The organism is Serratia sp. PAMC26656 (assembly GCF_016469055.2).
GTDB lineage: Bacteria > Pseudomonadota > Gammaproteobacteria > Enterobacterales > Enterobacteriaceae > Serratia > Serratia plymuthica.
Genome location: NZ_CP150486.1, coordinates 3,587,505 through 3,608,624 on the forward strand (window position 1 = coordinate 3,587,505; position 21,120 = coordinate 3,608,624).

The following is a 21,120-nucleotide window of genomic DNA, read 5'->3' on the forward strand; positions in this document are numbered from 1 at the left end:
CGCCAGGACCTGAATGATACAACTGCATGTTTTTATAGAAAATAAATTAAAGTTTAGACAATGCTGATGATAGCTCTGCTGCTAACATGTCTGCGTCTTCAATGCCGACGCTTACCCTTAAAAACAACTGTTCTTCATCCTGTGTCATCCAGTCTGGAGACCTAAATGGAATCATGCAGCTATCGACTCCTCCCCAGCCATACGCTAACTTGAATGTTTTCAATTCTCTTAAAAAATCATCGCGCTTTTGATCTGTAGGCTTTTTAACTGAAAAACTAAAAAGACCATTACTTTGCCGATAATATTTACAAAAAATTTCATGACCAGAATGAGAGGGAAGATCTGGTGAAATCACTGTACTAATTGCAGGATGAGTTAGCAGCATCCTGATCAGTTTTTGAGCAGAGTCCTGTTGTATTTTAAGCCTGACAGCCAATGTTTTAAGTCCTTTATAAAGGCTGAAGGACTCTTCTCCGCCCGCACATACTCCTGACTTAATAAGGTAGCGACGAACCGGTTCATAATACTGCTCTGTAGTGGTTATGATGCCCATTACAGCATCGGAATGACCAGCTAGATATTTTGATGCTGAATGAATAACCACATCAAAACCATGATGAAGCGGATTAAGCAACAGGGGCGTAGACCACGTATTGTCTATGATGGTGGCAATTCCCCTTAGCCTGGCCAGCTTAGCGACAGCATCAATGTCTGTTACTTCAAATATGTTTGATGATGGAGACTCAACATATATCAGCTTTGTTTTATCAGTGACATAGTCCTCTAAGTGGCCGAACTCATCAGCACTCAAGAAGGTAGCGCTTATACCAAGCTCAAACAAATATGTCATGACAAAACATCTGACTGGTTCATAGACTGAACGAGTCATAAGTATATGATCGCCGGGGCGAAGGAAAGACATGAGAACGGAGGTGATCGCAGCAAGACCGGAACATGTGCTGAGCGAACGGTAGCCGCCCTCCAGGCGCGTAATCTCACACTCGACAGTATCCGTCATCGGCGTGCCAAATCGTGAATAACGCGGATACCGACTCTTTAGAGAATCCTGTGATGCATACACCAAAGATTCAAAATCCGGATATATTCCGGAAGTAAATCGATGGATTGGAGGATGGGGGAAATAGCTGTCCTCTTCGCTGTAAACTTTATCAACCATTATTGACCGTTTCCCAGCGTTCAGCCTCATGAATTTGTTGGTAGCATGAGCTAAATAGTCTTAACACGGATTTCGGATCGTCTGCTTCTACTACGTGCCCTATAAGATAAAGACCAGATTTTTCTCCACCGTCATAAATTTCATCAACTTTACCTGTTAGATGTGTTTTGCGCACCTCAACTGGAAACTCGGTAGGTAGGGACACAAGTCTCCCGTTTGAAGGGGGGATACAAACGCAGCCAAACCTTAGAAAACGTTCTTGATACTGAGGATAGGACTGTTGATGAATATGACATTCTGCCAATAACCATGCCTTATCGATATTAAACCCCGCCATCTCTTCAATCAGAAAACTTATCATTCCTCCGCCGGTTCTACTCGCTATCTCGCAGAAAATAATATCGCCCTCTCCGGTAACCCACATTTCACAATGAAAAGCAAAATGCGGAGTTTCTGGCATGATATGAAGTATATCCTTAACAGAACTTACCAAACGAGAATACAGTTTATCGTTTCGATCGAGTGGAATGTTACCAATGTATAAGTTATCTCGATAGGAAAGACAGTTATTTACATATCTGAAGGGTTGGATGAATGTAAGTTCACCTTCAACAACTAACCCATCAATGTGAAACATTTCACCGTCAACATAATCCTCTGCTAACATACTAACAATTTGATTGTTATATTTTTGAAGATATGAATGAAGTTCAACCTGTGACTTAATTATTACTACACCAGAAGAACCTGAAGCAAGGCGGGGTTTTATAACAAATGGCATTCCATTATCTGAAGCAAATGCCAAGAGTTCTTCCTGGGAATCTATTCTCCGGTAGTCTGCCATCATTACCTGAGAAAGAGATAATTGCTCTTTCATGAAGAATTTATCTCTATAACATAGAGCACTGGTTACATCTTGCCCAGGGATGCTGTAGCGTTTTCTTATATTAGCAGCACGAAGTATATCTACTTCTGCTCGGCAAAATATATAGTCAAATGGCGTCTTTTGATAAATTGACTCTGTTAAATCATAGAGGGATTCATCATCATGATCATAATTTTCCAAGCAGAAACAGTGTTTAATGTGTCTGGCATAATCTTGGTAAAATTTTGGAGAAGTAATCAAGACAGGTTCGACACCCGAGTCTTTAAGCCATAAGTCATAAGGGGTGCGTGTATATTCCGTTTTTGCCAAGATGAGAACTTTTTTCATTTTCTTATGTTAATCCCTGTTTTTTATATGACAATATCAACAGTAAAGAATTAGTAAACAATGAATTGTTGTCTAATTGTTACTTTTTATTTAATTTGTTTTAATTCAATTAGTTATAATTAAAACATTAAAATCCATAGTAGATAAATTATTTTAAAACTTAACTGTTACCAATGGTTATTATATTTTTACAATCGATAATCAGTTGGTTATGCTGACTTCATTAACTTTAATGGAATAAAAATCTACAAATTAAATTTAAAAAACATTTGTATATATTAAGTATTTATCTGGTTGACAAAACTAATTTAATTTACGTAAATCATTTCGCGATAAATATAAAATGAGGCAATGTCGATGCAAGGCAATATGGATATGTCATACGATTATCATGGGGACATTGATTTTCGAGTTCCTTTTACATCAATCAAAAATGAAGACATCCATTTTTATCTGGATGTTGATACATTTGTGGGCAAGGACACATGTGGTCAGAATTGTAATCATTGCTGGTTCGTGAACTATGAAAAGGTATTCTCTAAATCTTTTGGCATTAATGAAGGTCATGAAATTTATCGAAAGTTAACGGATCAGAATTTTAATATTTATCCTCGCTATGTGGATAGCTTTGCTCACAATGGTGAGTTTATGGATATCTATGGCCCGGCCCACAATCGCGAGTTTCGTTCCGGAGAGGACAAAAACGAGACGGACACCATGATAGCGGGTGATGCATGGACAAGTGGTAAGCCATTATTGCAGAAAAACTATAAGGAATTGTTGGATAAAGCAGTGAAAAATGGATACGGCACTATATCCATTACATTTCACGGACTGGTTAACGATGCGGAAGAGTGCTCTTTGCATTCCCATGCAGATTATCCCATTAAAGGGGTGTTTCCTGGAGCGAAATGTATCGACGTGATTTCCAGGATTAAAAGTTATAGCCGGGAAAGTGGCGACAATAACCTCATTCGGGTTAATATTGGTATTACAGTTGGAACGCACAATCATACCAAAAATGATCTTGTGAATTATTGTAAGCTTTTTAACAAGCTTGGCGTGCAGACAGTCAGGTTCAATTGCTTTACAGATCATGGTCGCAGACATCCTCACTTGCAGCTTACTCAAGAACAAGTGGCGCAATTTTATCAGGACATAAAGTGGATACATGAAAACATTCCTCTTAATTTCCAACTTGGTGTCAGCGAAGATTTTGGAACGTCAGGCATTGATATTCTAGGATTACCTTCGCATGTTGGATGGTGCCGGGCGGGCCGTCAGTTATTTGCCATCATTCCAGAGGCAGGTGAAAGTCTGGTTATCAACGGGATAGCTCATGAGCGTATCGGCCAGATCGTTGGTTGCGTCAACATTTTTGAACCGACATTCGGGTATCTGACGCGCTTTAAACATACCGACAGTGGTGAGACTGATTATCAGATTCATTTTAATGTAGATGCTATTGAAGCATTCACTCAGGAAAGACTTTCTGGCGTTTATAAAAATGGCTGTTTTGCAGGAGAGATACTTCAGATGCAAAATTATGACATTCCGCTGGTAAATCAGAATCGTATTGACATTATTGAAGTTTAAAATTTATCTTGGGCTCCTGCAGGAGCCTTATTTGAAAAGGACAAATATGGAAGCTCTGGTTTCTCCTCACTGGGTTGTAAACAACCCGGACTCAGATAGCATCATCATACTGGATGCTACGCTAAAAAAAACAGCGAATAAGACTAGTGAAATTAAGAGATTAGTCATTCAAGGTGCAATATATTTTGACCTTGACAGTACTTTTTCAGAGCCTGAGTCTGATCTGCCCCATACATTCCCTTCTGCATTAAGTATTCCATCCCTGCTTTCCGGAATCGGTATTAGGCCCGACTCAACCGTGGTAGTTTACGATCAGCAGGGTATATATTCGGCACCGAGGGTCTGGTGGATGCTAAAAGTTATGGGTATTGAGAAAACCTACATTCTTGACGGAGGATTACCGGCATGGCTTGACGCGGGACTGGGTATATCCGAAAGATATGCAAGGCCCAAGGTAAATAGGGTCTGCGATTTTGACATTAAGCCTGAGCAGATTGTTGATAAATCCACTGTCCTTAAAAACATCACTACGCCTCATTTTATGTTAATTGATGCAAGACCCTCAGAGAGATTTTCTGGACGACAAGCTGAACCCAGAGCCGGTTTAAGGTGCGGTCATATACCAGGATCCATAAGTATCCCTTTTAGTGAGGTTTTGAACAATGGGCACTACAAATCACCCGAGTCTCTGGCTGAAATTTTTAATCGTAACGGGCTGAATGATAACGATGAGCTTGTATTCAGTTGTGGATCTGGAGTTACAGCTTGTATAGTTCTTCTTGCTGCATATCTGGCCGGTTTTAAAAAACTTCGCATATATGATGGTTCCTGGGCTGAATGGGGAGCTGATGAAAGCTTACCACTGGATTTAGAATAAGCTGACTTATGACGAACTTAAACCTATCGCTAGCACAACCAAAACAGCTTGCGGTTATACATACTATGCTGGCCGGAACATTTCTGTCTCGGGCAGGATATTTCATGGTATGGCCTTATCTGTCTGTAGAGCTTTATCGTCAGTTTCAATTGAGCGCATTACAGATTGGTGCCATCTTTTTTATGACATTAGCTACTGGAACACTGATTGGTGTTTTCGTTAGTTATTATTCTGACAAGCTAGGGCGTGAACGATCGCTTATAGCGAGTCTATTTCTGAGCATTATCGGTTTCGCATCAATGACTTACTCTGATTGTGCTGCTGAATTTGTTGGCTCCATGTTACTGATTTCAACGGGACGCGCATGTACGGAGTCGTTTAGCAAGGCAATGATTGGTGATTATATTACTGATTTTAGGCAGAGGGAACAGTATCAATATATACGGTATTATGTCGTAAATATTGGCTCTGCTCTTGGGCCGCTTGCAGGGACGTATGCTCTTGCATCACCAGTCATAAATGTTTTTTTTGCTTCCAGTGTTATTTATCTGATCTACGCCTTAGCATTGATTTTTATTTTGAAAGGTTTGCAAAAGAGAGAGGTTAGCCATAAGAAAAAAATTCCAAGTTTTGCCAATTCCGTTTCAAAAATATTCTCGCAGACACAATTTTCAAAGCTAATTATTTGTTACTTCATTGTGATGTTTGTGTATACGTCCTTTGACTCCCCTCTCATTCAACTTCTAACTCGACTAAAATTTCCCGACTTGAATTATGCTATTAGTGTGATATTTTTGGTTAACGCAATAACGGTTATTGTTTTTCAGTATCCAGTTTTGTTCTTGTTAAAGAGATGGAGTATAAAAGGGAAAGTCATTCTGGGGATAACTCTTATCTCTTTATCCCAGTTACTGTTTTTGACAGTATACTCAGGATCGCTTGGATTGCTCGCTTTCTCAGTATTCGTCCTCAGCCTTGGGGAATTGATAACAATGCCGGCTTTCAGCGTCGAGGTAGACAGACTTGCTCCTGCTGAATTAAGGGGGACATCTTTTGGTTTAATTAATCTGACGTCACTCGGAACCGCATTGTGTCCGCTTTTCTGTGGATTCTTTATTGATGCCGGGTTAGGTTACTTGATGTTTGCAACACTTTTTATTCTGGGGGTTATTTCAATATCAATATACGCTTCTGTAGGCCAGCGTAAAAACGCCATAAAGTGAGTAATATTTGAGTGCCCTGCTCCCCAATAATTAATGCAGTGCGAATTCAGAAAAATCGGCTTCTGGCACTCTGCAGTCAGAAATGGGAGATAGGTCTGCTCTGAGCGAGGAGCATAACATTGTCCTTGTTACGCTCCCTGCCGTCATGGACAGTGAGTGAAGATATCATCTAAATATTACAGCACTCATCCTGTTCGTTCTTTTAGTAGATAATGGGCTTAAGGACATGTTTACGTGAAAGAATAAACCTGTTTTGAAATTAATTGTTATCAGTCGGTGAAATGTCGGGTCATTCAAAGTACCGATTAAACCGTTGATAAATAGGATAGGCGTGTTGGGTGAATTGTTCATTTAGCTTTCCGTAACAGGTGTGGCATGAATTTTGGGTGTTTAAGGGGCTTGATCTCTTCCCTTTGTTCAGTACCGGCGTAAAGTAGAGTTTTCGGCCTTTCTTCTCCTGCAAAAAGAGGTCATCTGACATGAAAAAGACACGTTATACCGAAGAACAGATCGCGTTTGCCCTGAAACAGGCTGAAACCGGCACTCGGGTGGAGGAAGTGTGCAGAAAGATGGGGATTTCCGAAGCTACTTTTTACAATTGGAAGAAGAAGTTTGGTGGCATGGGCGTGACAGAACTGCGTCGGCTGCGCCAGCTGGAGGAAGAGAATCACCGCCTGAAGCGGCTGGTCGCCGATCTCAGTCTGGACAAGGAAATGCTGCAGGACGTCATCCGAAAAAAGTTCTGAGGCCGGTGCAGAAACGCGAGGCGGTCGAATACCTGCTGGCGGCGTACCGCATCGGGGTTCGCAGGGGATGCCGGCTGATGATGCAGAGCCGAACGGTCTACCACTACCGCAGCTGCCGCGATGACCGGGCCCTCACGCAGCGGATACGGGAGATTGCAGAAACCCGCATTCGTTATGGTGTGCAGCGGATCCATATCCTGCTGCGGCGCGAGGGCTGGCTGGTTAACCACAAGAAAACCCATCGGATTTACTGTCTGGAAGGGCTGAACCTGCGGTCAAAACGCCCGCGGCGGCACGTGACGGCCAGGCACAGGCGTATCCGCCCGGCCGTGACCGCTGTGGATCAGTGCTGGAGCATGGATTTCGTTGCTGATAATCTGTTCAACGGACGCCGGATCCGAGCCCTGACTGTAGTCGATAATTTTAGTCGTGAATGCGTGGCGATCGAGGTAGGCCAGGGGCTTCGCGGTGACGATGTGGTCGCCGTGATGGAACGGATCAGGCAGACACAGCAGCGTGTACCACAGCGGCTACAGACGGACAACGGCAGCGAATTTATCTCGAAAACGCTGGATCGCTGGGCGTATGAAAACCGGGTAACGATGGACTTCTCACGCCCCGGGAAGCCCACAGATAACGCCCTGGTTGAGTCATTTAACGGCAGCCTGCGTGATGAATGTCTGAACGTGCACTGGTTCCTGTCACTGGAAGATGCTCAGGAGAAGATCGAGCACTGGCGGCTGGAATATAACCAGTACCGGCCACATTCCTCGTTAAATAACCAGACTCCGGCAGAATTTGTCCGAAGTCTGCAAAAAAGCCCGGATCTCTGATTTAGTCTGGCGCTGATTTGGGGAAGAGATCAAGAAACCGGAAATCTCAAAAAGTGCGTGGAACTAAAGCTGGGATACTTACATCATGTCTTGATTCCCAAATAGGTGTTCACATAATGTAGGCGAATGACACATCGTTCCTGAATGGCAAGTCATCGAAATAGAGCCCGATTAACCGATGATTCATCTACATTTCGAGCAAAGGATCAGCATGGAGCTTGACAGCAAAGATCGGCAAATTTTGGAAGCACTTCAAACGAATGCACGTCAGAGTCTGGCCTCTCTGGGCAAATGCATTGGACTTTCGCAACCAGCGATGAGCGAACGGGTCAAAAAACTCGAAAGCGCAGGCGTCATTGAAGGATACGGTGCACGCGTCAATTTGCGAGAGATAGGATTGGGATTACAGGCGATCCTGCGAGTACGCACAACCCACCAATACATCAAACAGTATCTGGCGTTATTTACAGATATCCCTGAAGTGATAGAAGCTGACAGGATCACCGGAGAGGACTGCTTCATCGTACGTTGTGTGTTTTCTCAACCGACTGATTTGGAAGCCATCGTCGATGCCCTGGCGGTTCATGGTTCAGTGACCACGTCGTTAGTTCTGTCTAATGCCGTGCGTAAACAGGTGCCTGTGCGTCCGAGGTAACCGGCTCACCTTTGATCGGCATGGCAGGATATTGTGGTGTCCGCCTCGGGCACGAAGCGGCAAAACCGAAGCGCCGTCAGGTCTGCTATGAGCGGAGGCGGGCCTTAACGCATTGTGCTCACGGCCTCGATTATGCCATTTTAAGGGTTTATAAAATAACCGCGGTTCCTGTAATCATTTAGCCGAAATGACAATCTAATTAAGGACATGGTATGCCTGGTATAACCCTGACGCTGTCTGGCTTAAAGAATCAAAAATTAACCCAAAAGTGTGTACTTTTAGCGACTCAAATCACATGCGATGTTTTAAGGAAAAATAGCTTCGAAACTATGGTCATAGTGAGACATGTCGATGATGAAGACTGGTTTATTGATGGCAAAAGCCTGGCCGAATGGGGCAAAAATTCGTTTAGACTCGAAGTGACTATCGTCGATGAAACCTGTAGCAAGGACCAGAAATCGGCATACCAAAAAGCAATTTACAACGCGATGGAACAAGCCATTGGTAACCTGCATCCTCAGTCGAATGTTCATATAATCGACTGTAAAGCTGCTTCATACGGATACACGGGGATCACTCAAGAGTATCGATATCAGCATAAAGACGAGTTTTACAAAGAATAAGTCCATTTATCATACCATCTCGACAGCATATCCTGCCGCAGTCCGCCAAACACGCGGAGTGCGGAGAAATCAAAAGTCTCACTTTACTCCAGAAAAAACGCCCAGAATCAGGCCGATGGCGCCTGCATCAAAGAATAGGCTTGCACTCGAACCTGCGGCAGGGATTTTTTGTACTCAGCAAGAGATGATACCGGCACAGACAATGACTGTTTAAGACACCCCTACGTGCGCTTTTGGCGCTTACCTGACCTTAGCGGGGTTCACTTCGCTTTCGCACCCTGGATACAACACAATTCCCCCTGTGAACACGGCATATTTCCTTTAGAATACCCGTTCAGATTACTACTTACCGAGGTATACGATGCTTATTTCAAGCCTTATGGCTATTGCCGCCGTTCTGATTATGGGTGTTATAAGCCCTGGTCCAAGCTTTATATATGTTGCCAGAAATGCGGTTGTGTACTCTCGTCTTCATGGACTAGTGACAGCCCTGGGTACAGGCGTTGGAGCTGCGATTTTTGCTTTGGTGGCTATGCTTGGGCTACAGAGGCTGCTACTTTTGGTGCCGGAATTATTTGTTGGTTTGAAGGTGGCGGGCGGTATTTACTTGTTATGGCTAGCTTTTAAAATTTTCAAAGGTGCATCTCAGCCTGTAACCTTAGTTTTGAATGGAGAAAAAGGGGGCAGCAAGACTTTGCTGAAGACGTTCAGAGATGGCCTGTTAACACAACTAAGCAATCCAAAAACGGCAATTATCTTTGCATCTATCTTTAGTGCCCTTTTACCAAAAAATATCCCAGTAATATTTTATTTCGTAATCCCTCTAATGAGTTTTTTGATAGATTTTGTCTGGTACTCCATTGTTTCTGTAGCTCTATCTGCAGAAAAACCGCGTCAGATATACTTACGCATAAAATCTTCGGTTGATCGGGTCTCCTCAGCGGTCTTGGGCATACTGGGCATCAAACTGATCTACTCTTCGTTCACAAAATAAGAAGCATAAATTCTTTACCGTGGGCGCTTTTAAGAGCGCCTTCTTGCTCCTGCAGGCTCTCCAGAAATGAAAATAGCAGGTGATAGCACATCATTGGTTGATTTGAGGTTAACGTCCGCTCCTGGCACTTACCTGCCGTTAGGCGGAGCCCGGTCGGCAATGAGCGAGAAGCGGACGTCATCCTCATAGAGTACTGAACAACTCTTCAAGGGCACCCTCTTTGGGCATTAGTTGAGTCGGCATAATGCCGGCATTTCGCCCCGCTACGGCTGTGCGGCCAACCTCAACTGAGGGGATGATTATCCGACGTAAGGCTATTGGCCCGCTTTCTCGAGCTCAAGCTTTACTGCCTTCAATGTCCTTTTCCGAATCCAGCCACTTCCCACTCGGATTGCCAGCCAGTATCCGGCCATTTTTAGCTGTGTCGCTCTGTCAGGGCAATGTATGAAGGTTTCTGTACAGAGTGCATATTCATCGGCGGCGAGTTGTTGCACCTGATATCGCAGCAGCAGCTTTGCGTTGCCCGGCCGTAGCGCGGCGCAATAGGCACTGATATCGGGCACATCCTCAAGGCCAAAATCGGTTCGCCAGAATTGTCCTCTCAAGCCATAGCAAAGTTCGGTTGGCGAGTTTTCCAACAAAGTGAAACTCTGTAGCCCAAACTGATCAATGGCACTTTCAGATTGATGGCGTCGTAATTTTTGCGGCAGTTTCCGCACCGCCATTAGCGTTTTAATCACGATATCCTGCTGGATATCATAACCCGCAATTGCCGGTAAGATTTTTTCGGGGTAAGCCGTGGTTATGACGGTGCGATGCTGCTCATGGAACTGAAAGTTCGGCAGATATAAAGGGACATTTTGCCAGTCAGCCAGAGCGTTCTTCGTAACAAATCCGAGTGCCATCCTGTTATTACTCCCTCAAGAACCCTAATCCTGCCCCGATTGCCGCAACGTATTCACGTTTTCAAAACATAAATACGCGCTGCCGCGATTGTGAAACAAGGGTAAGGTTTTAACAATTTTTTCCTCTGGGGCGCCATATGTTTTCTAAACACTTTTGGCAAAAAATGGCTCATACAGTCAGCGATGAACGAAAAGCAGGCATGCGGACACTCTTTAGCCATTTTAATGGGCTGGATATCTCGCTCAAACCTGCGGCGATTCAGGGTGTCGTTGTCTTGCAAATACTCTTGCAGTTAACGGCGTCAACCCGGTCCCTCACTCCCTGCCGCCAGCAGCGGCACCAGCACGTCGCTGATGGGCGTCGCAATACCCTGCAAGCGACCATAACGCTGTACCACGCCGTTGCGAATATCCCACTCCAGTGGGCGATTGGCCTGGCGGTCGGCGAGAATGGAGGTCCCTAAATCCGCAGGGGCATGACGAAAACCGTCGACGATCTCCTGCGGAACATTATCGTTCAGTACGGCGCCTTGCGCACGCGCCACCGTCAAACACTCGCGCAAATACGCCAGTGCAAGTTCAGTGATATCCCCGCGTAAGAACATCCCGGCACGACGATTGGCGAGAACCATCAGACCTGCGGCCGCATTCTGCAGCAGTTTGCGCCAGGCGATGGAGAGAAAGTCGGATGACAACTCAACCGCGCAGCCTGTGCCTTTGAGCACATCGGCGACCCGTTTCGCCTGCGGCACATCCGGCAGCGTAAGGCGCGGTTTGGCACGCAGCCAGACGGAGGCATCCGGCTCGCGCTGGGCCGGGAACCACACGACTGAAGGCAGCACCTTGGCGCCGTTGACGTAAGGTTCCAACTGGGTTTCCTGCTCAACGCCATTTTGCAGTGCACATACCAGGGTGTTTTCATCGCACAACGCGGCCAGCCAGTCGGCGCAGTCAGCGACCTGGGTGGTTTTCACCGCGACAAACACCAGATCCAACGGATGGCTGATAGCCGCCGGATTGATCAATACCGGCCCTGGCACCACAACTTCGCCGTCATCGCGCCGCAGAATTAACTGCGGATGCGCGGTACGCCCGCACAGGACTGGCGTGCGACCAACCTCATGCAGGACGGCGGCGATGGTGGTACCGATAGCACCCGGACCAAGAAGAGCAATTGTGGGATGGTCAGACATCTGGTGTTCTCCTGATTTGGTTAGTCCGTCATCAGTGTGCCGTGGCAATCACCGCACACACCAGCATTTTATCGCCGTTAAGGTTTCGCCGATAAAAAGATAACCCCGTGCTGATGCTAAACAGCACATGCCCGGATTGAAAGTGAAGCGTCGTCATCAATGCATGAGCAAATGCTCATACAATGAAAGCGGTCTTCCACCTCTTTTAGCCCTGCCATAAAGCTGTTCAGTTAGCCGCTTCTGGCCCCCTGGATCCCGCGGTAAATCATGTGTGCCAGGGTTTCAGACGATGCCGGGCATGACGGCCGCCACATCATGAAGATGACTCATGTGGTAATGAAATTAAGTCGCTTTCACTCATCCCATGGCTCTGGCATAAAAGATGCATTGTTAACTTATTGACAACATGAAGACTGATGAAGAGAAAGTCAGTGATTTCTGGGAAATCAAGAAATAAATTCAGTTTTCATGTCAGAACTCAGGATGCAGAACACGATGAATAAAAATTTTACATTTACTCTTAAGAGCAGTGTTTTCGATGAAAACTATAACCCTTCCGAAAATACGCGTATCACGACTAACTTTGCCAATTTGGCCAGAGGAAAGAACCGCCAGGAGAACTTGCGCAACACGTTAGTGATGATTGACAATCGTTTCAATACACTGGCGTATTGGGACAACCCCAAAGGCGATCGTTATTCTGTCAAACTTGAAATCATTTCTGTTGAGATGAATATTGAAAACAATGGCAATACCTTCCCGGTGATTGAAATATTAAAAACGAACATTATTGATAAAAAAACCAATGAACGTATTGACGGTATTGTAGGGAACAACTTTTCTTCTTACGTGCGGGATTATGACTTTAGCGTGTTGCTGTCAGCGCACAATAAGAACCAACCTCAATTCAGCATTCCAGCGAATTTTGGTGATTTACACGGCAACATATTTAAATATTTTATTGATTCAGATGCGTACAGAGATAACTTTAATAAAACGCCTGTTATATGCTTAAGTGTTTCAAGTAAAAACACCTATTATCGGACGGGTAATGAGCACCCTGTATTAGGCGTGGAATATCAGCAAGATGAACCTTCATTGACCGATGCATATTTCAATAAAATGGGGTTACAGGCTCGCTATTTTATGCCTAAACATAGTGTTGCGCCTTTGGCTTTTTATTTTAGTGGCGACTTGCTCAGCGATTACACTGATCTTGAACTTATCAGTACCATCAGCACGATGGAGACGTTCCAAAAAATTTACCGCCCGGAGATTTACAATGCTAATTCCGCGGCAGGGCAATACTATCAGCCAAGCTTGAATCAACAGGATTATTCTTTAACTCGAATTGTTTATGATCGAGAAGAACGTAGCCAGCTGGCGATTGAGCAGGGAAAGTTTACTGAAGAGAACTTTATTAAACCATACCAAACTATTCTTGAGCAATGGTCCGCTAACTACGCTGCTTGATTAACCAAAATACAGGGTCATCTATTATGAAAAAGTTATTACCGACTTCAACGGCCGGCAGTTTACCTAAGCCCTCTTGGCTGGCACAACCTGAGACACTTTGGTCACCCTGGAAATTGCAAGACCAGGAATTAATCGACGGCAAACAAGATGCCCTGCGTTTGTGCCTGGAAGATCAACAGCAGGCAGGTATTGATATTGTCAGTGACGGCGAGCAAACGCGCCAACATTTCGTCACTACCTTTATTGAGCACCTCAACGGCGTTGATTTTGAGAAACGCGAGATCGTTAAAATCCGTAATCGCTATGAGGCGAGTGTACCGACAGTCGTGGGTCCGGTGAGTCGCCAAAAATCTGTTTTTGTCGAAGATGCCAAGTTTTTACGCCAGCAAACCGACCAACCCATTAAATGGGCCCTGCCAGGCCCTATGACCATGATAGATACGCTGTACGATAACCACTATAAAAGCCGCGAAAAACTAGCCTGGGAATTCGCTAAAATTCTCAATGAAGAAGCCAAAGAATTAGAAGCTGCCGGTGTCGATATCATCCAGTTTGATGAGCCCGCCTTTAATGTTTTCTTTGATGAGGTGAACGATTGGGGCATTGCCACGTTAGAAAGAGCCATTGAAGGGCTTAAGTGTGAAACGGCTGTACACATTTGCTACGGTTATGGCATCAAAGCCAATACCGATTGGAAAAAGACGCTGGGAACAGAGTGGCGACAATACGAAGAGATTTTTCCAAAACTGCAAAAATCCAATATCGATATCATCTCACTGGAATGTCAAAACTCCCATGTTCCCATGGAGCTGATGGAGCTCATTCGCGGTAAAAAGGTGATGGTTGGGGCCATTGACGTGGCAAGCAATACCATTGAGACACCAGAGGAAGTCGCCGCTACGCTTCGAAAAGCGCTTCAGTTTGTAGATGCCGACAAGCTCTATCCTTGCACTAACTGTGGCATGATCCCTTTGCCTCGCGGAGTAGCAAGAGGCAAGCTGGATGCGTTAAGTGCAGGCGCAGAAATCGTCCGCAAAGAACTCTTGGCCAAATAACGTCGCCAAATAGTAGATGACCTGAAAGGAGCTCAGTCCGGGGGTTAGCGCTCTGATCAATCGCTAACCATTCCAAACCGCCAAGCGGACTGAGCTGTTCTTCATTGTTTAACACAACGCGTCAGTGACGTCCGCTTCCAGACCAGACTGAAGGGTCGTCAGGTCTGCTATGAGCTGTGAGTTCAGCGGATCGGATGTTTTAGAATCGAATGTGGAGACTTAGTCAATCCAGGCTGGGTGAAATTTTTATTTCAGTGATAATCAAAACGCAGACAACGTTGTCGCATAGGGGCAATACGGGCAGTATGGGATGCTACCTGAAATAATAAATAAGGGATTTTAATGTTCCGAAAATCGACTCTGATAACTTTACCTCTGCTGATGACGTCGGTATTCCTGCTGACAGGATGTCCCCCAGCACCGGATCTAACACAGTGGCAGCGTCCTGATACGGATATCGATGGCGTGCGCGTCGCGATGGCTAAATGCGGCGTGCAACTCCCCGGCTCCGATATCCCCAAAACGGATAATGAGTCCGTTCTGTATTACCAATGCATGGAGAAAATGGGGTTTACCCGTAAAGATGGATTCAAAATTTGCAGCGTTCGTGTTTACCATGATACATCAGCCTGCCTCGAGCAAGAACAGGGGTATCCCTTGAGTCAGAGTCAGCTAGAAGCGCTGCCTTTTGTCGCAGACAGAGGGTTTCATCCGATTAACCCGGATTCCGGCGTGAGCAAGTTTTCCTTGATTACCTGGCGTAAAGTAGGAGCTTCACTGCATTTTTCACATGAAATTGAAAACGACAAACAAGCGCTGGCGGTGATGTATCAATGCGGTTATCCGCAACCTTTGGGCTCGACGCCTTACGTGCCTACGCTGCGCAAAGCCGCTAATGTTCAGCGATGCATGCTGGATAAAGGTTTCGAGCCAAAAAACAAACTCAATCTAGTATGTCGCAATTACCCGCAGGTCACTGGCTGCCCAAAAATATAACTCGCCCCCAGAACTTCCCCTGAAGAGGCTGGCACGCTCTCCGGCAAGCCGACAGGGATATGCCCCCGCTCGATGGAATGGGGTGTCTTTGGCCAGCCAGATTGATGTCCCTTTTGGGTGGGAAGTCACCATATCCGAATTGCAACTAACAAGGCAGAACCCTCATACCGACCCAACACATCCAGTCAGAATGACAGTTTAAGGAAGTAATTTGACCGGATAAGTGAATCTCAGGATGTGCAATAGCCGTATAATCGTGTTTTCCGCCATTGATAAGGCAATAACATGAAATTATACAGCCACAGTTTTAAAGACGGTGAGGCCATCCCAGGCAAGAACAGTTTTGCCGTTTATGATCCAGAAAACCGCATTCGTTTATCTGACAACCTCAACCCACACCTTGCCTGGGAAGATGTGCCTGCAGGCACACAGGCGCTGGTGCTTCTTTGCCACGATCCTGATGTTCCAACCAGTGCAGAAGATGTTAATCAACCGGGGAAAACCGTTCCGGCGTCTCTGCCGCGTACAGATTTCTATCACTGGTCGCTGTTGAACATTCCGGCGGATCAAGGCGAAATTATTGAAGGCGCTCAATCCAGCGGCATTTCTGCCAGAGGTAAACAGGGGCCTTCCGCACCGGGCGGTCTGACTCATGGTATCAATGATTACACCGCGTGGTTTGCAGGCGATGAGTCAATGGCCGGAACATATTATGGCTATGATGGCCCCTGCCCGCCGTGGAATGATGAATTGGTTCATCATTACATATTCACGTTATATGCTATTCCGATGCCGACATTAAACGTAGAGGGAGAGCTGACTGGCGCTAACGTTCGTCGTGCGCTGGAAAACAGCAATGTCCTGGCAACGGCCACGCTGACCGGGATCTATACCCTGAATCCGGACGTCAGCGTTTAACTCACCACGAGCCATCAACAGGTACATCATGACCAGAGAAAGTCGATTAGTTCTCCCGGATGAACCAGACGCCATGAGCAATGAATCTCTTTCCTGGTCAGATTACTATGGCAGCAGTCTCAGCCGCGATAATCTGATTTCGGTGGCTTATCCGCAGCTCAGGGTGAGACAAAGCACACCCTCATTTTGCTTCTTCGAACCGACGGTGCTCATCGTACTGGCGGGGAGAATTGAATTTCTGACCTCAGGAGAAAGCCATACCCTGGCTGATACTGCCGCCGTGGGTTTTATAGATCAGGGCGTCATTGCTGATTATACCAAGTTTCCTCCGGATAACGGCTCCCCGTTCCGATCGCTGTTTCTGACTTTCAGCGCCGATGTGCTGGAATCTTTTTATCAGTTCTCGCAAAGCCATTTATCTCTCTCAGGTGACAGAAAGAAGCCGAAATTTACCGCGATGGCGCTTAACAGCGCGCTGCAAGAGTCGTTACACACGCTGCTGAAAAACCTGGCTCAGCCGAATCTCAGTGATGCGAGAATACGTTTGAGGATATTCGACTTGCTGCTGGTCCTGGCAGAACAAGACATTCATTTTGCTCTGCCCCGGCGACAGGGCGTTTTACCGCGCTTAAGCAATCTGCTGCGTGCTTCACCAGAAACCGACTGGACCGCGCGCTCTGCCGGCGAAGCGCTGGCGATGAGTGAATCTACCCTGCGCAGACGCTTACGCGAGGAAGGGGGCAGCTTTGAAAAGCTGCTCGTGGATATACGCATGCACCACGGCCTGATGCTGATACAGACTACCCGCTGGAACATGGCGCAGGTGGCCGATGCCTGCGGCTACAAATCGGTTTCGCGTTTTGCTGAACGATTCACCCAGCGCTTTGGCCTGTCTCCCTCACGGTTGCGCTAGCCTTTTCCTCAGGGCCCGGTTTGTGATCGGCGCAAGTTTTGTTGTGCCGGTTAAGGGTTTGCGGCAGATTCGTTGTGGTGTCAGATTAGGCGCCGGGATACTGCTGCTTACTGCTGCAGAGTCCTGAACTTCTTTGATGCAGCCCTCAAAAAGTTTGGTCCGCCGCATAAAGCGGAGGGAAGAAGCTCAATTCCGGGCGGATCTGCGAAAAACCCAAACGCCCCCATTTTGCCCCCCGCTCAGCATTTTTCTACCCCTTCGCCTTGTATGAAGCCTGTCACAAAACGCGCATGAAGTTTTTAGCCTGTAACGGACAAAGCAGCACGGGGCAATCTTGTTAATGGCCCGTTACAGCTTATCGCAGCCAATTGTTAACATGAATTCATGCGCCAAACGCATCAGTTCATGCGTTTATTGCGCTTATTTACTTTATTTTCATGGTCCAGTCTGCAGAAACAGATGCGGTTAAAAGCGTCAATGACAAACTGGAGATAACGATGCATTCACCTAACGCACCCATGACGACTCGGGCCAGAATCAGCGCGATACTGCGCGTGACCTCTGGCAACTTTCTGGAGCAATTTGATTTTTTCCTGTTCGGGTTTTATGCCACCTACATCGCCCATACCTTTTTCCCAGCCAGCAGTGAATTCGCCTCGCTGATGATGACTTTCGCGGTCTTTGGCGCGGGCTTCCTGATGCGCCCTATCGGCGCAATCGTGCTGGGCGCGTACATCGATAAAGTCGGCAGACGCAAGGGGCTAATCGTTACTCTGTCGATCATGGCCGCCGGGACCTTCCTGATTGTACTCATCCCGTCCTATCAGACGATCGGGCTCTGGGCGCCGCTGCTGGTGCTGGCCGGCCGTTTATTGCAAGGCTTCTCTGCGGGTGCTGAGCTGGGCGGCGTATCGGTTTATTTGGCTGAGATCGCCACGCCAGGCCGTAAAGGCTTTTACACCAGCTGGCAGTCCGGCAGCCAGCAAGTGGCCATTATGGTGGCCGCGGCGATGGGCTTCGCACTGAATGCCTTCATGGAAGAAAGCGCCATTCGCGAGTGGGGCTGGCGTCTGCCTTTCCTGTTCGGCTGCCTGATTGTGCCTTTCATCTTTTTCCTGCGCCGCAAACTGGAAGAAACCCAGGAGTTCACCGCCCGCCGCAACCACCTGGCGATGCGCGACGTGTTTAAAACCCTGTTGGCGAACTGGCAGGTGGTTATCGCCGGCATGCTGATGGTCGCCATGACCACCACCGCGTTTTATCTGATCACCGTCTATGCGCCGACCTTCGGTAAAAAAGTGCTGATGCTCAGCGCCTCCGACAGCCTGCTGGTGACCCTGCTGGTCGCGATCTCCAACTTCCTTTGGCTGCCGGTCGGCGGTGCCCTGTCAGACCGTTTTGGCCGCAAGCCAGTTTTGGTGACCATGGCACTGCTGGCGCTGATCACTGCCTATCCGGCACTTAGCCTGCTTGCCGAAGCCCCCAGCTTTTCGATGATGCTGACGGTATTGCTGTGGCTGTCCTTCCTCTACGGCCTTTACAACGGCGCCATGATCCCAGCCTTAACCGAGATCATGCCGACGGAAGTCCGGGTTGCCGGTTTCTCGCTGGCCTACAGCCTGGCGACTGCCGTCTTTGGCGGGTTTACGCCGGTTATTTCTACCGCACTGATTGAGTACACCGGCGATAAGGCCTCACCCGGCTACTGGATGAGTTTTGCTGCCATATGCGCATTACTGGCGACGCTTTATCTGTACCGTCGCAGCGCGTTAACACTCCAAACCGCACGTTAAATCAGGGATTACGTCATGCAAAAAATTTATCGTTCACTGCTCGCCACACTGGTGCTTTCCTCTGTCAGCACCGGAGTTCTGGCCAAAGACGTGACCGTCATGATCTCCGGCGGGTTTAAAGCCGCACTGGAAAAACTGGCCCCGCAATTTGAAGCCAAGAGCGGCGACAACATCATTTTGGTGTCCGGCCCTTCTATGGGTAAAACGCCACAGGCGATCCCCGCGCGCCTGGCTCGCGGAGAAAAGGCCGATGTGGTGATTATGGTGGGTGATGCGCTGAAAAATCTGGAAAAGGATAACTGGATCCAGCCGGGGTCGCGTGTGGAGCTGGCCGACTCGCCGATTGGCATGGTGGTCAAACAAGGCGACCCCAAACCCACTATCCAAAAGGATACCGATCTGCGCAATACCCTGCTGCAGGCCAAATCCATTGCCTATTCGGACAGTGCCAGCGGCCGCTATGTCAGCAACCAGCTGTTCAAAAAACTGGGTATCGAAGACCAGGTGAAAGAGAAGGCGCATATGATTGAGCGCATTCCGGTGGCATCCGAGGTGGCGAAAGGGAAATATGCGGTAGGTTTCCAGCAAGTGAGTGAACTGCTGCCTGTGCCGGGCGTCACCTTTATCGGCGAACTGCCTGAGGATGTGCAGTACATTACCCGCTTTGCCGGCGCGGTCACCGCCAACGCAGAACACCGCCAGGAAGGCAAAGCGCTACTGGATTTCTTGTCTTCCACGGAGGCGCAAAACACCATTCGCGCCACCGGGATGAGAGCCGTGAAAGCTGAACAGCCGGTTAAACAGCGTGATACTGTTCAGTGATCAACTTTTCCAACTCAGCGGCAACGTAGGACTGCATGCGTCCGCTGCGCCTTATCAGGCCAACCGTGCGCTTCACCACCGGGTCGGTCAGCGGCAGGTGAGTCAGCACCGAATGCTCTGACGCCGGCATCGACATCGCGGGTACGGCGGCAATGCCGACACCCGCTTCAACCATACCCAGCATGGTCGTCACATGGCGGGTTTCGCAGATGCTGGGGCGTTCAGGAATGATGTGCTCCAGCATCTGATCAAGCAGATTGCGGTTACCGGACGTCTTATCCAGCCCCACATAATCCTGCTGGTAAAACTCGCGCCAGGTCAGGCTTTTTTTACTGGCGATGGGGTGATCGCGCCTGCAGGCAGCCACGTAGACATCCCCCACCAGCGGCAAAAATTCGATATTGGGTTGCAGGCTTGTCGCGAAACAGATGCCGAAATCCGCCTGACCGCTGGCAACCGCTTCGATGACGTTGCCTGCACTGCTATCGATAAGCTTGACGCGTACCCGTGGGTAGCGGGCCTGGAAACGGCGGATCACGTCGGGCATGAAATAGTAGGCCGCCGAGGGCACCGTGGCGACGGTGACCAGCCCCACGCGATCCTGACTGACCTTATTGATATCCGCCAATACCGACTCGACATTCGCCAGTAGCTGGTCTGAACGCCCGGCAAAGGTCTGCCCATACAGCGTCAGCGTGACGCGCCGGGTGGTTCTGTCGAACAACTTGATACCCAGCGCGGATTCCAGCTTCTCTATCCTGCGGCTCAATGCTGACTGCGAAAGACAGATGGACTCTGCGGCAAGCCGAAAATTACCGTATTCAACCAGCGCTCGGAAGGCATAAAGATCGTTGAGATCAAAATTCACGGGCATAGCGGCAGACAATCCTTTCAAAGGCGGCAAGGGCGTAAAGGAGAGATGATAGCCGCTTATTGGACAACGGCAACCTTTTAGAAAGTGATCGACAGCCTCCTCAGACTTCATGCTCTGATTGCATTTGAAGGCTAAGACGCTGACAAATCCCCCATCGCATGCCATTCAAAATGCCGTTCGTCGGTAATAAAGCCCCCACGGCTTGAATGCACGCGTTTAACGGGGGCCAATAGTGAAA

Annotated in this window: 19 protein-coding genes; 14 read left to right on the top strand and 5 right to left on the bottom strand. The window is 47.6% G+C overall.

Annotated elements, in window-relative coordinates:
• Positions 1-46: 46 nt before the first annotated feature.
• Both JEM67_RS18010 and JEM67_RS18015 read right to left on the bottom strand, forming a co-directional pair.
• On the bottom strand, positions 47-1,177 hold the full coding sequence (locus JEM67_RS18010; RefSeq protein ID WP_199634706.1) for a trans-sulfuration enzyme family protein: 1,131 nt from the start codon (positions 1,175-1,177) through the stop codon (positions 47-49).
• A complete protein-coding gene (locus tag JEM67_RS18015) occupies positions 1,170-2,390 on the bottom strand; it encodes an ATP-grasp domain-containing protein (RefSeq protein ID WP_199634705.1) in 1,221 nt (406 codons plus the stop codon). The genes JEM67_RS18010 and JEM67_RS18015 overlap by 8 nt, the downstream gene beginning before the upstream one ends.
• A gap of 357 nt (positions 2,391-2,747) precedes the next feature.
• Between JEM67_RS18015 and JEM67_RS18020 the strand changes: the two genes are divergently transcribed.
• From JEM67_RS18020 to JEM67_RS18050, 7 genes are all read left to right on the top strand, one after another.
• Positions 2,748-3,986 carry a radical SAM protein gene (locus JEM67_RS18020; protein WP_199634704.1) on the top strand — a complete coding sequence of 413 codons (1,239 nt, stop codon included), beginning with the start codon at positions 2,748-2,750 and terminating at the stop codon, positions 3,984-3,986.
• Between the two features lie 46 nt (positions 3,987-4,032).
• Positions 4,033-4,863, top strand: coding sequence for a sulfurtransferase (locus JEM67_RS18025; RefSeq protein WP_199634703.1), 831 nt, complete (start codon positions 4,033-4,035; stop codon positions 4,861-4,863).
• Positions 4,864-4,871: 8 nt separating this feature from the next.
• Entirely contained in the window at positions 4,872-6,086 is a 1,215-nt protein-coding gene (locus JEM67_RS18030; RefSeq protein WP_233527533.1) for an MFS transporter, read from the top strand.
• Positions 6,087-6,565: 479 nt separating this feature from the next.
• A protein-coding gene (locus JEM67_RS18035) for an IS3 family transposase (RefSeq protein ID WP_199639703.1) occupies positions 6,566-7,665 on the top strand; the annotation gives its coding sequence in 2 pieces (ribosomal slippage) (positions 6,566-6,827 and positions 6,827-7,665; 1,101 coding nt in all).
• A 211-nt stretch (positions 7,666-7,876) separates the two neighbouring features.
• On the top strand, positions 7,877-8,320 hold the full coding sequence (locus JEM67_RS18040; protein WP_013813658.1) for an Lrp/AsnC family transcriptional regulator: 444 nt from the start codon (positions 7,877-7,879) through the stop codon (positions 8,318-8,320).
• Positions 8,321-8,532: 212 nt separating this feature from the next.
• Complete coding sequence (locus JEM67_RS18045) at positions 8,533-8,943, top strand: tautomerase family protein (protein WP_013813659.1); 411 nt, start codon at positions 8,533-8,535, stop codon at positions 8,941-8,943.
• 361 nt (positions 8,944-9,304) lie between these two features.
• Entirely contained in the window at positions 9,305-9,937 is a 633-nt protein-coding gene (locus tag JEM67_RS18050) for a LysE family translocator (RefSeq protein WP_199636344.1), read from the top strand.
• Positions 9,938-10,251: 314 nt separating this feature from the next.
• Here the strand turns inward: JEM67_RS18050 and JEM67_RS18055 are convergent, their stop codons facing one another.
• Together JEM67_RS18055 and JEM67_RS18060 are read right to left on the bottom strand one after the other, a co-directional pair.
• The gene (locus JEM67_RS18055; protein WP_199636343.1) at positions 10,252-10,842 is read right to left on the bottom strand and encodes a hypothetical protein; all 591 of its coding nucleotides are present in this window, start codon (positions 10,840-10,842) and stop codon (positions 10,252-10,254) included.
• 302 nt (positions 10,843-11,144) lie between these two features.
• Positions 11,145-12,035, bottom strand: coding sequence for an oxidoreductase (locus tag JEM67_RS18060; protein WP_199636342.1), 891 nt, complete (start codon positions 12,033-12,035; stop codon positions 11,145-11,147).
• 495 nt (positions 12,036-12,530) lie between these two features.
• Between JEM67_RS18060 and JEM67_RS18065 the strand changes: the two genes are divergently transcribed.
• The 7 genes from JEM67_RS18065 (at position 12,531) to JEM67_RS18095 (ending at position 20,008) form a co-directional block, all read left to right on the top strand.
• The gene (locus JEM67_RS18065) at positions 12,531-13,508 is read left to right on the top strand and encodes a DUF1852 domain-containing protein (protein ID WP_199636341.1); all 978 of its coding nucleotides are present in this window, start codon (positions 12,531-12,533) and stop codon (positions 13,506-13,508) included.
• A 26-nt stretch (positions 13,509-13,534) separates the two neighbouring features.
• A complete protein-coding gene (locus JEM67_RS18070; RefSeq protein WP_004946619.1) occupies positions 13,535-14,566 on the top strand; it encodes a methionine synthase in 1,032 nt (343 codons plus the stop codon).
• Between the two features lie 342 nt (positions 14,567-14,908).
• The gene (locus JEM67_RS18075) at positions 14,909-15,562 is read left to right on the top strand and encodes a hypothetical protein (RefSeq protein WP_013813664.1); all 654 of its coding nucleotides are present in this window, start codon (positions 14,909-14,911) and stop codon (positions 15,560-15,562) included.
• 285 nt (positions 15,563-15,847) lie between these two features.
• Positions 15,848-16,480 (top strand): YbhB/YbcL family Raf kinase inhibitor-like protein, encoded by a 633-nt coding sequence (locus JEM67_RS18080; protein WP_199636340.1) that lies wholly within the window; start codon positions 15,848-15,850, stop codon positions 16,478-16,480.
• 28 nt (positions 16,481-16,508) lie between these two features.
• Positions 16,509-17,393 (top strand): helix-turn-helix transcriptional regulator, encoded by an 885-nt coding sequence (locus JEM67_RS18085; RefSeq protein ID WP_013813666.1) that lies wholly within the window; start codon positions 16,509-16,511, stop codon positions 17,391-17,393.
• Between the two features lie 497 nt (positions 17,394-17,890).
• Positions 17,891-19,186 (top strand): MFS transporter, encoded by a 1,296-nt coding sequence (locus JEM67_RS18090; RefSeq protein WP_199636339.1) that lies wholly within the window; start codon positions 17,891-17,893, stop codon positions 19,184-19,186.
• Positions 19,187-19,201: 15 nt separating this feature from the next.
• Entirely contained in the window at positions 19,202-20,008 is an 807-nt protein-coding gene (locus JEM67_RS18095) for a substrate-binding domain-containing protein (RefSeq protein WP_199636338.1), read from the top strand.
• Here the strand turns inward: JEM67_RS18095 and JEM67_RS18100 are convergent.
• Complete coding sequence (locus JEM67_RS18100) at positions 19,983-20,882, bottom strand: LysR family transcriptional regulator (RefSeq protein ID WP_199636337.1); 900 nt, start codon at positions 20,880-20,882, stop codon at positions 19,983-19,985. The two genes, JEM67_RS18095 and JEM67_RS18100, sit on opposite strands and share 26 nt — an antisense overlap.
• Positions 20,883-21,120 lie beyond the last annotated feature (238 nt).

Bases quoted from the DNA above. Each gene is read 5' to 3' on its own strand.
- JEM67_RS18010 (WP_199634706.1), bottom strand. From the start codon at position 1,177: ATGGTTGATAAAGTTTACAGCGAAGAGGACAGCTATTTCCCCCATCCT.
- JEM67_RS18015 (WP_199634705.1), bottom strand. From the start codon at position 2,390: ATGAAAAAAGTTCTCATCTTGGCAAAAACGGAATATACACGCACCCCT.
- JEM67_RS18020 (WP_199634704.1), top strand. From the start codon at position 2,748: ATGCAAGGCAATATGGATATGTCATACGATTATCATGGGGACATTGAT.
- JEM67_RS18025 (WP_199634703.1), top strand. From the start codon at position 4,033: ATGGAAGCTCTGGTTTCTCCTCACTGGGTTGTAAACAACCCGGACTCA.
- JEM67_RS18030 (WP_233527533.1), top strand. From the start codon at position 4,872: ATGACGAACTTAAACCTATCGCTAGCACAACCAAAACAGCTTGCGGTT.
- JEM67_RS18040 (WP_013813658.1), top strand. From the start codon at position 7,877: ATGGAGCTTGACAGCAAAGATCGGCAAATTTTGGAAGCACTTCAAACG.
- JEM67_RS18045 (WP_013813659.1), top strand. From the start codon at position 8,533: ATGCCTGGTATAACCCTGACGCTGTCTGGCTTAAAGAATCAAAAATTA.
- JEM67_RS18050 (WP_199636344.1), top strand. From the start codon at position 9,305: ATGCTTATTTCAAGCCTTATGGCTATTGCCGCCGTTCTGATTATGGGT.
- JEM67_RS18055 (WP_199636343.1), bottom strand. From the start codon at position 10,842: ATGGCACTCGGATTTGTTACGAAGAACGCTCTGGCTGACTGGCAAAAT.
- JEM67_RS18060 (WP_199636342.1), bottom strand. From the start codon at position 12,035: ATGTCTGACCATCCCACAATTGCTCTTCTTGGTCCGGGTGCTATCGGT.
- JEM67_RS18065 (WP_199636341.1), top strand. From the start codon at position 12,531: ATGAATAAAAATTTTACATTTACTCTTAAGAGCAGTGTTTTCGATGAA.
- JEM67_RS18070 (WP_004946619.1), top strand. From the start codon at position 13,535: ATGAAAAAGTTATTACCGACTTCAACGGCCGGCAGTTTACCTAAGCCC.
- JEM67_RS18075 (WP_013813664.1), top strand. From the start codon at position 14,909: ATGTTCCGAAAATCGACTCTGATAACTTTACCTCTGCTGATGACGTCG.
- JEM67_RS18080 (WP_199636340.1), top strand. From the start codon at position 15,848: ATGAAATTATACAGCCACAGTTTTAAAGACGGTGAGGCCATCCCAGGC.
- JEM67_RS18085 (WP_013813666.1), top strand. From the start codon at position 16,509: ATGACCAGAGAAAGTCGATTAGTTCTCCCGGATGAACCAGACGCCATG.
- JEM67_RS18090 (WP_199636339.1), top strand. From the start codon at position 17,891: ATGCATTCACCTAACGCACCCATGACGACTCGGGCCAGAATCAGCGCG.
- JEM67_RS18095 (WP_199636338.1), top strand. From the start codon at position 19,202: ATGCAAAAAATTTATCGTTCACTGCTCGCCACACTGGTGCTTTCCTCT.
- JEM67_RS18100 (WP_199636337.1), bottom strand. From the start codon at position 20,882: ATGCCCGTGAATTTTGATCTCAACGATCTTTATGCCTTCCGAGCGCTG.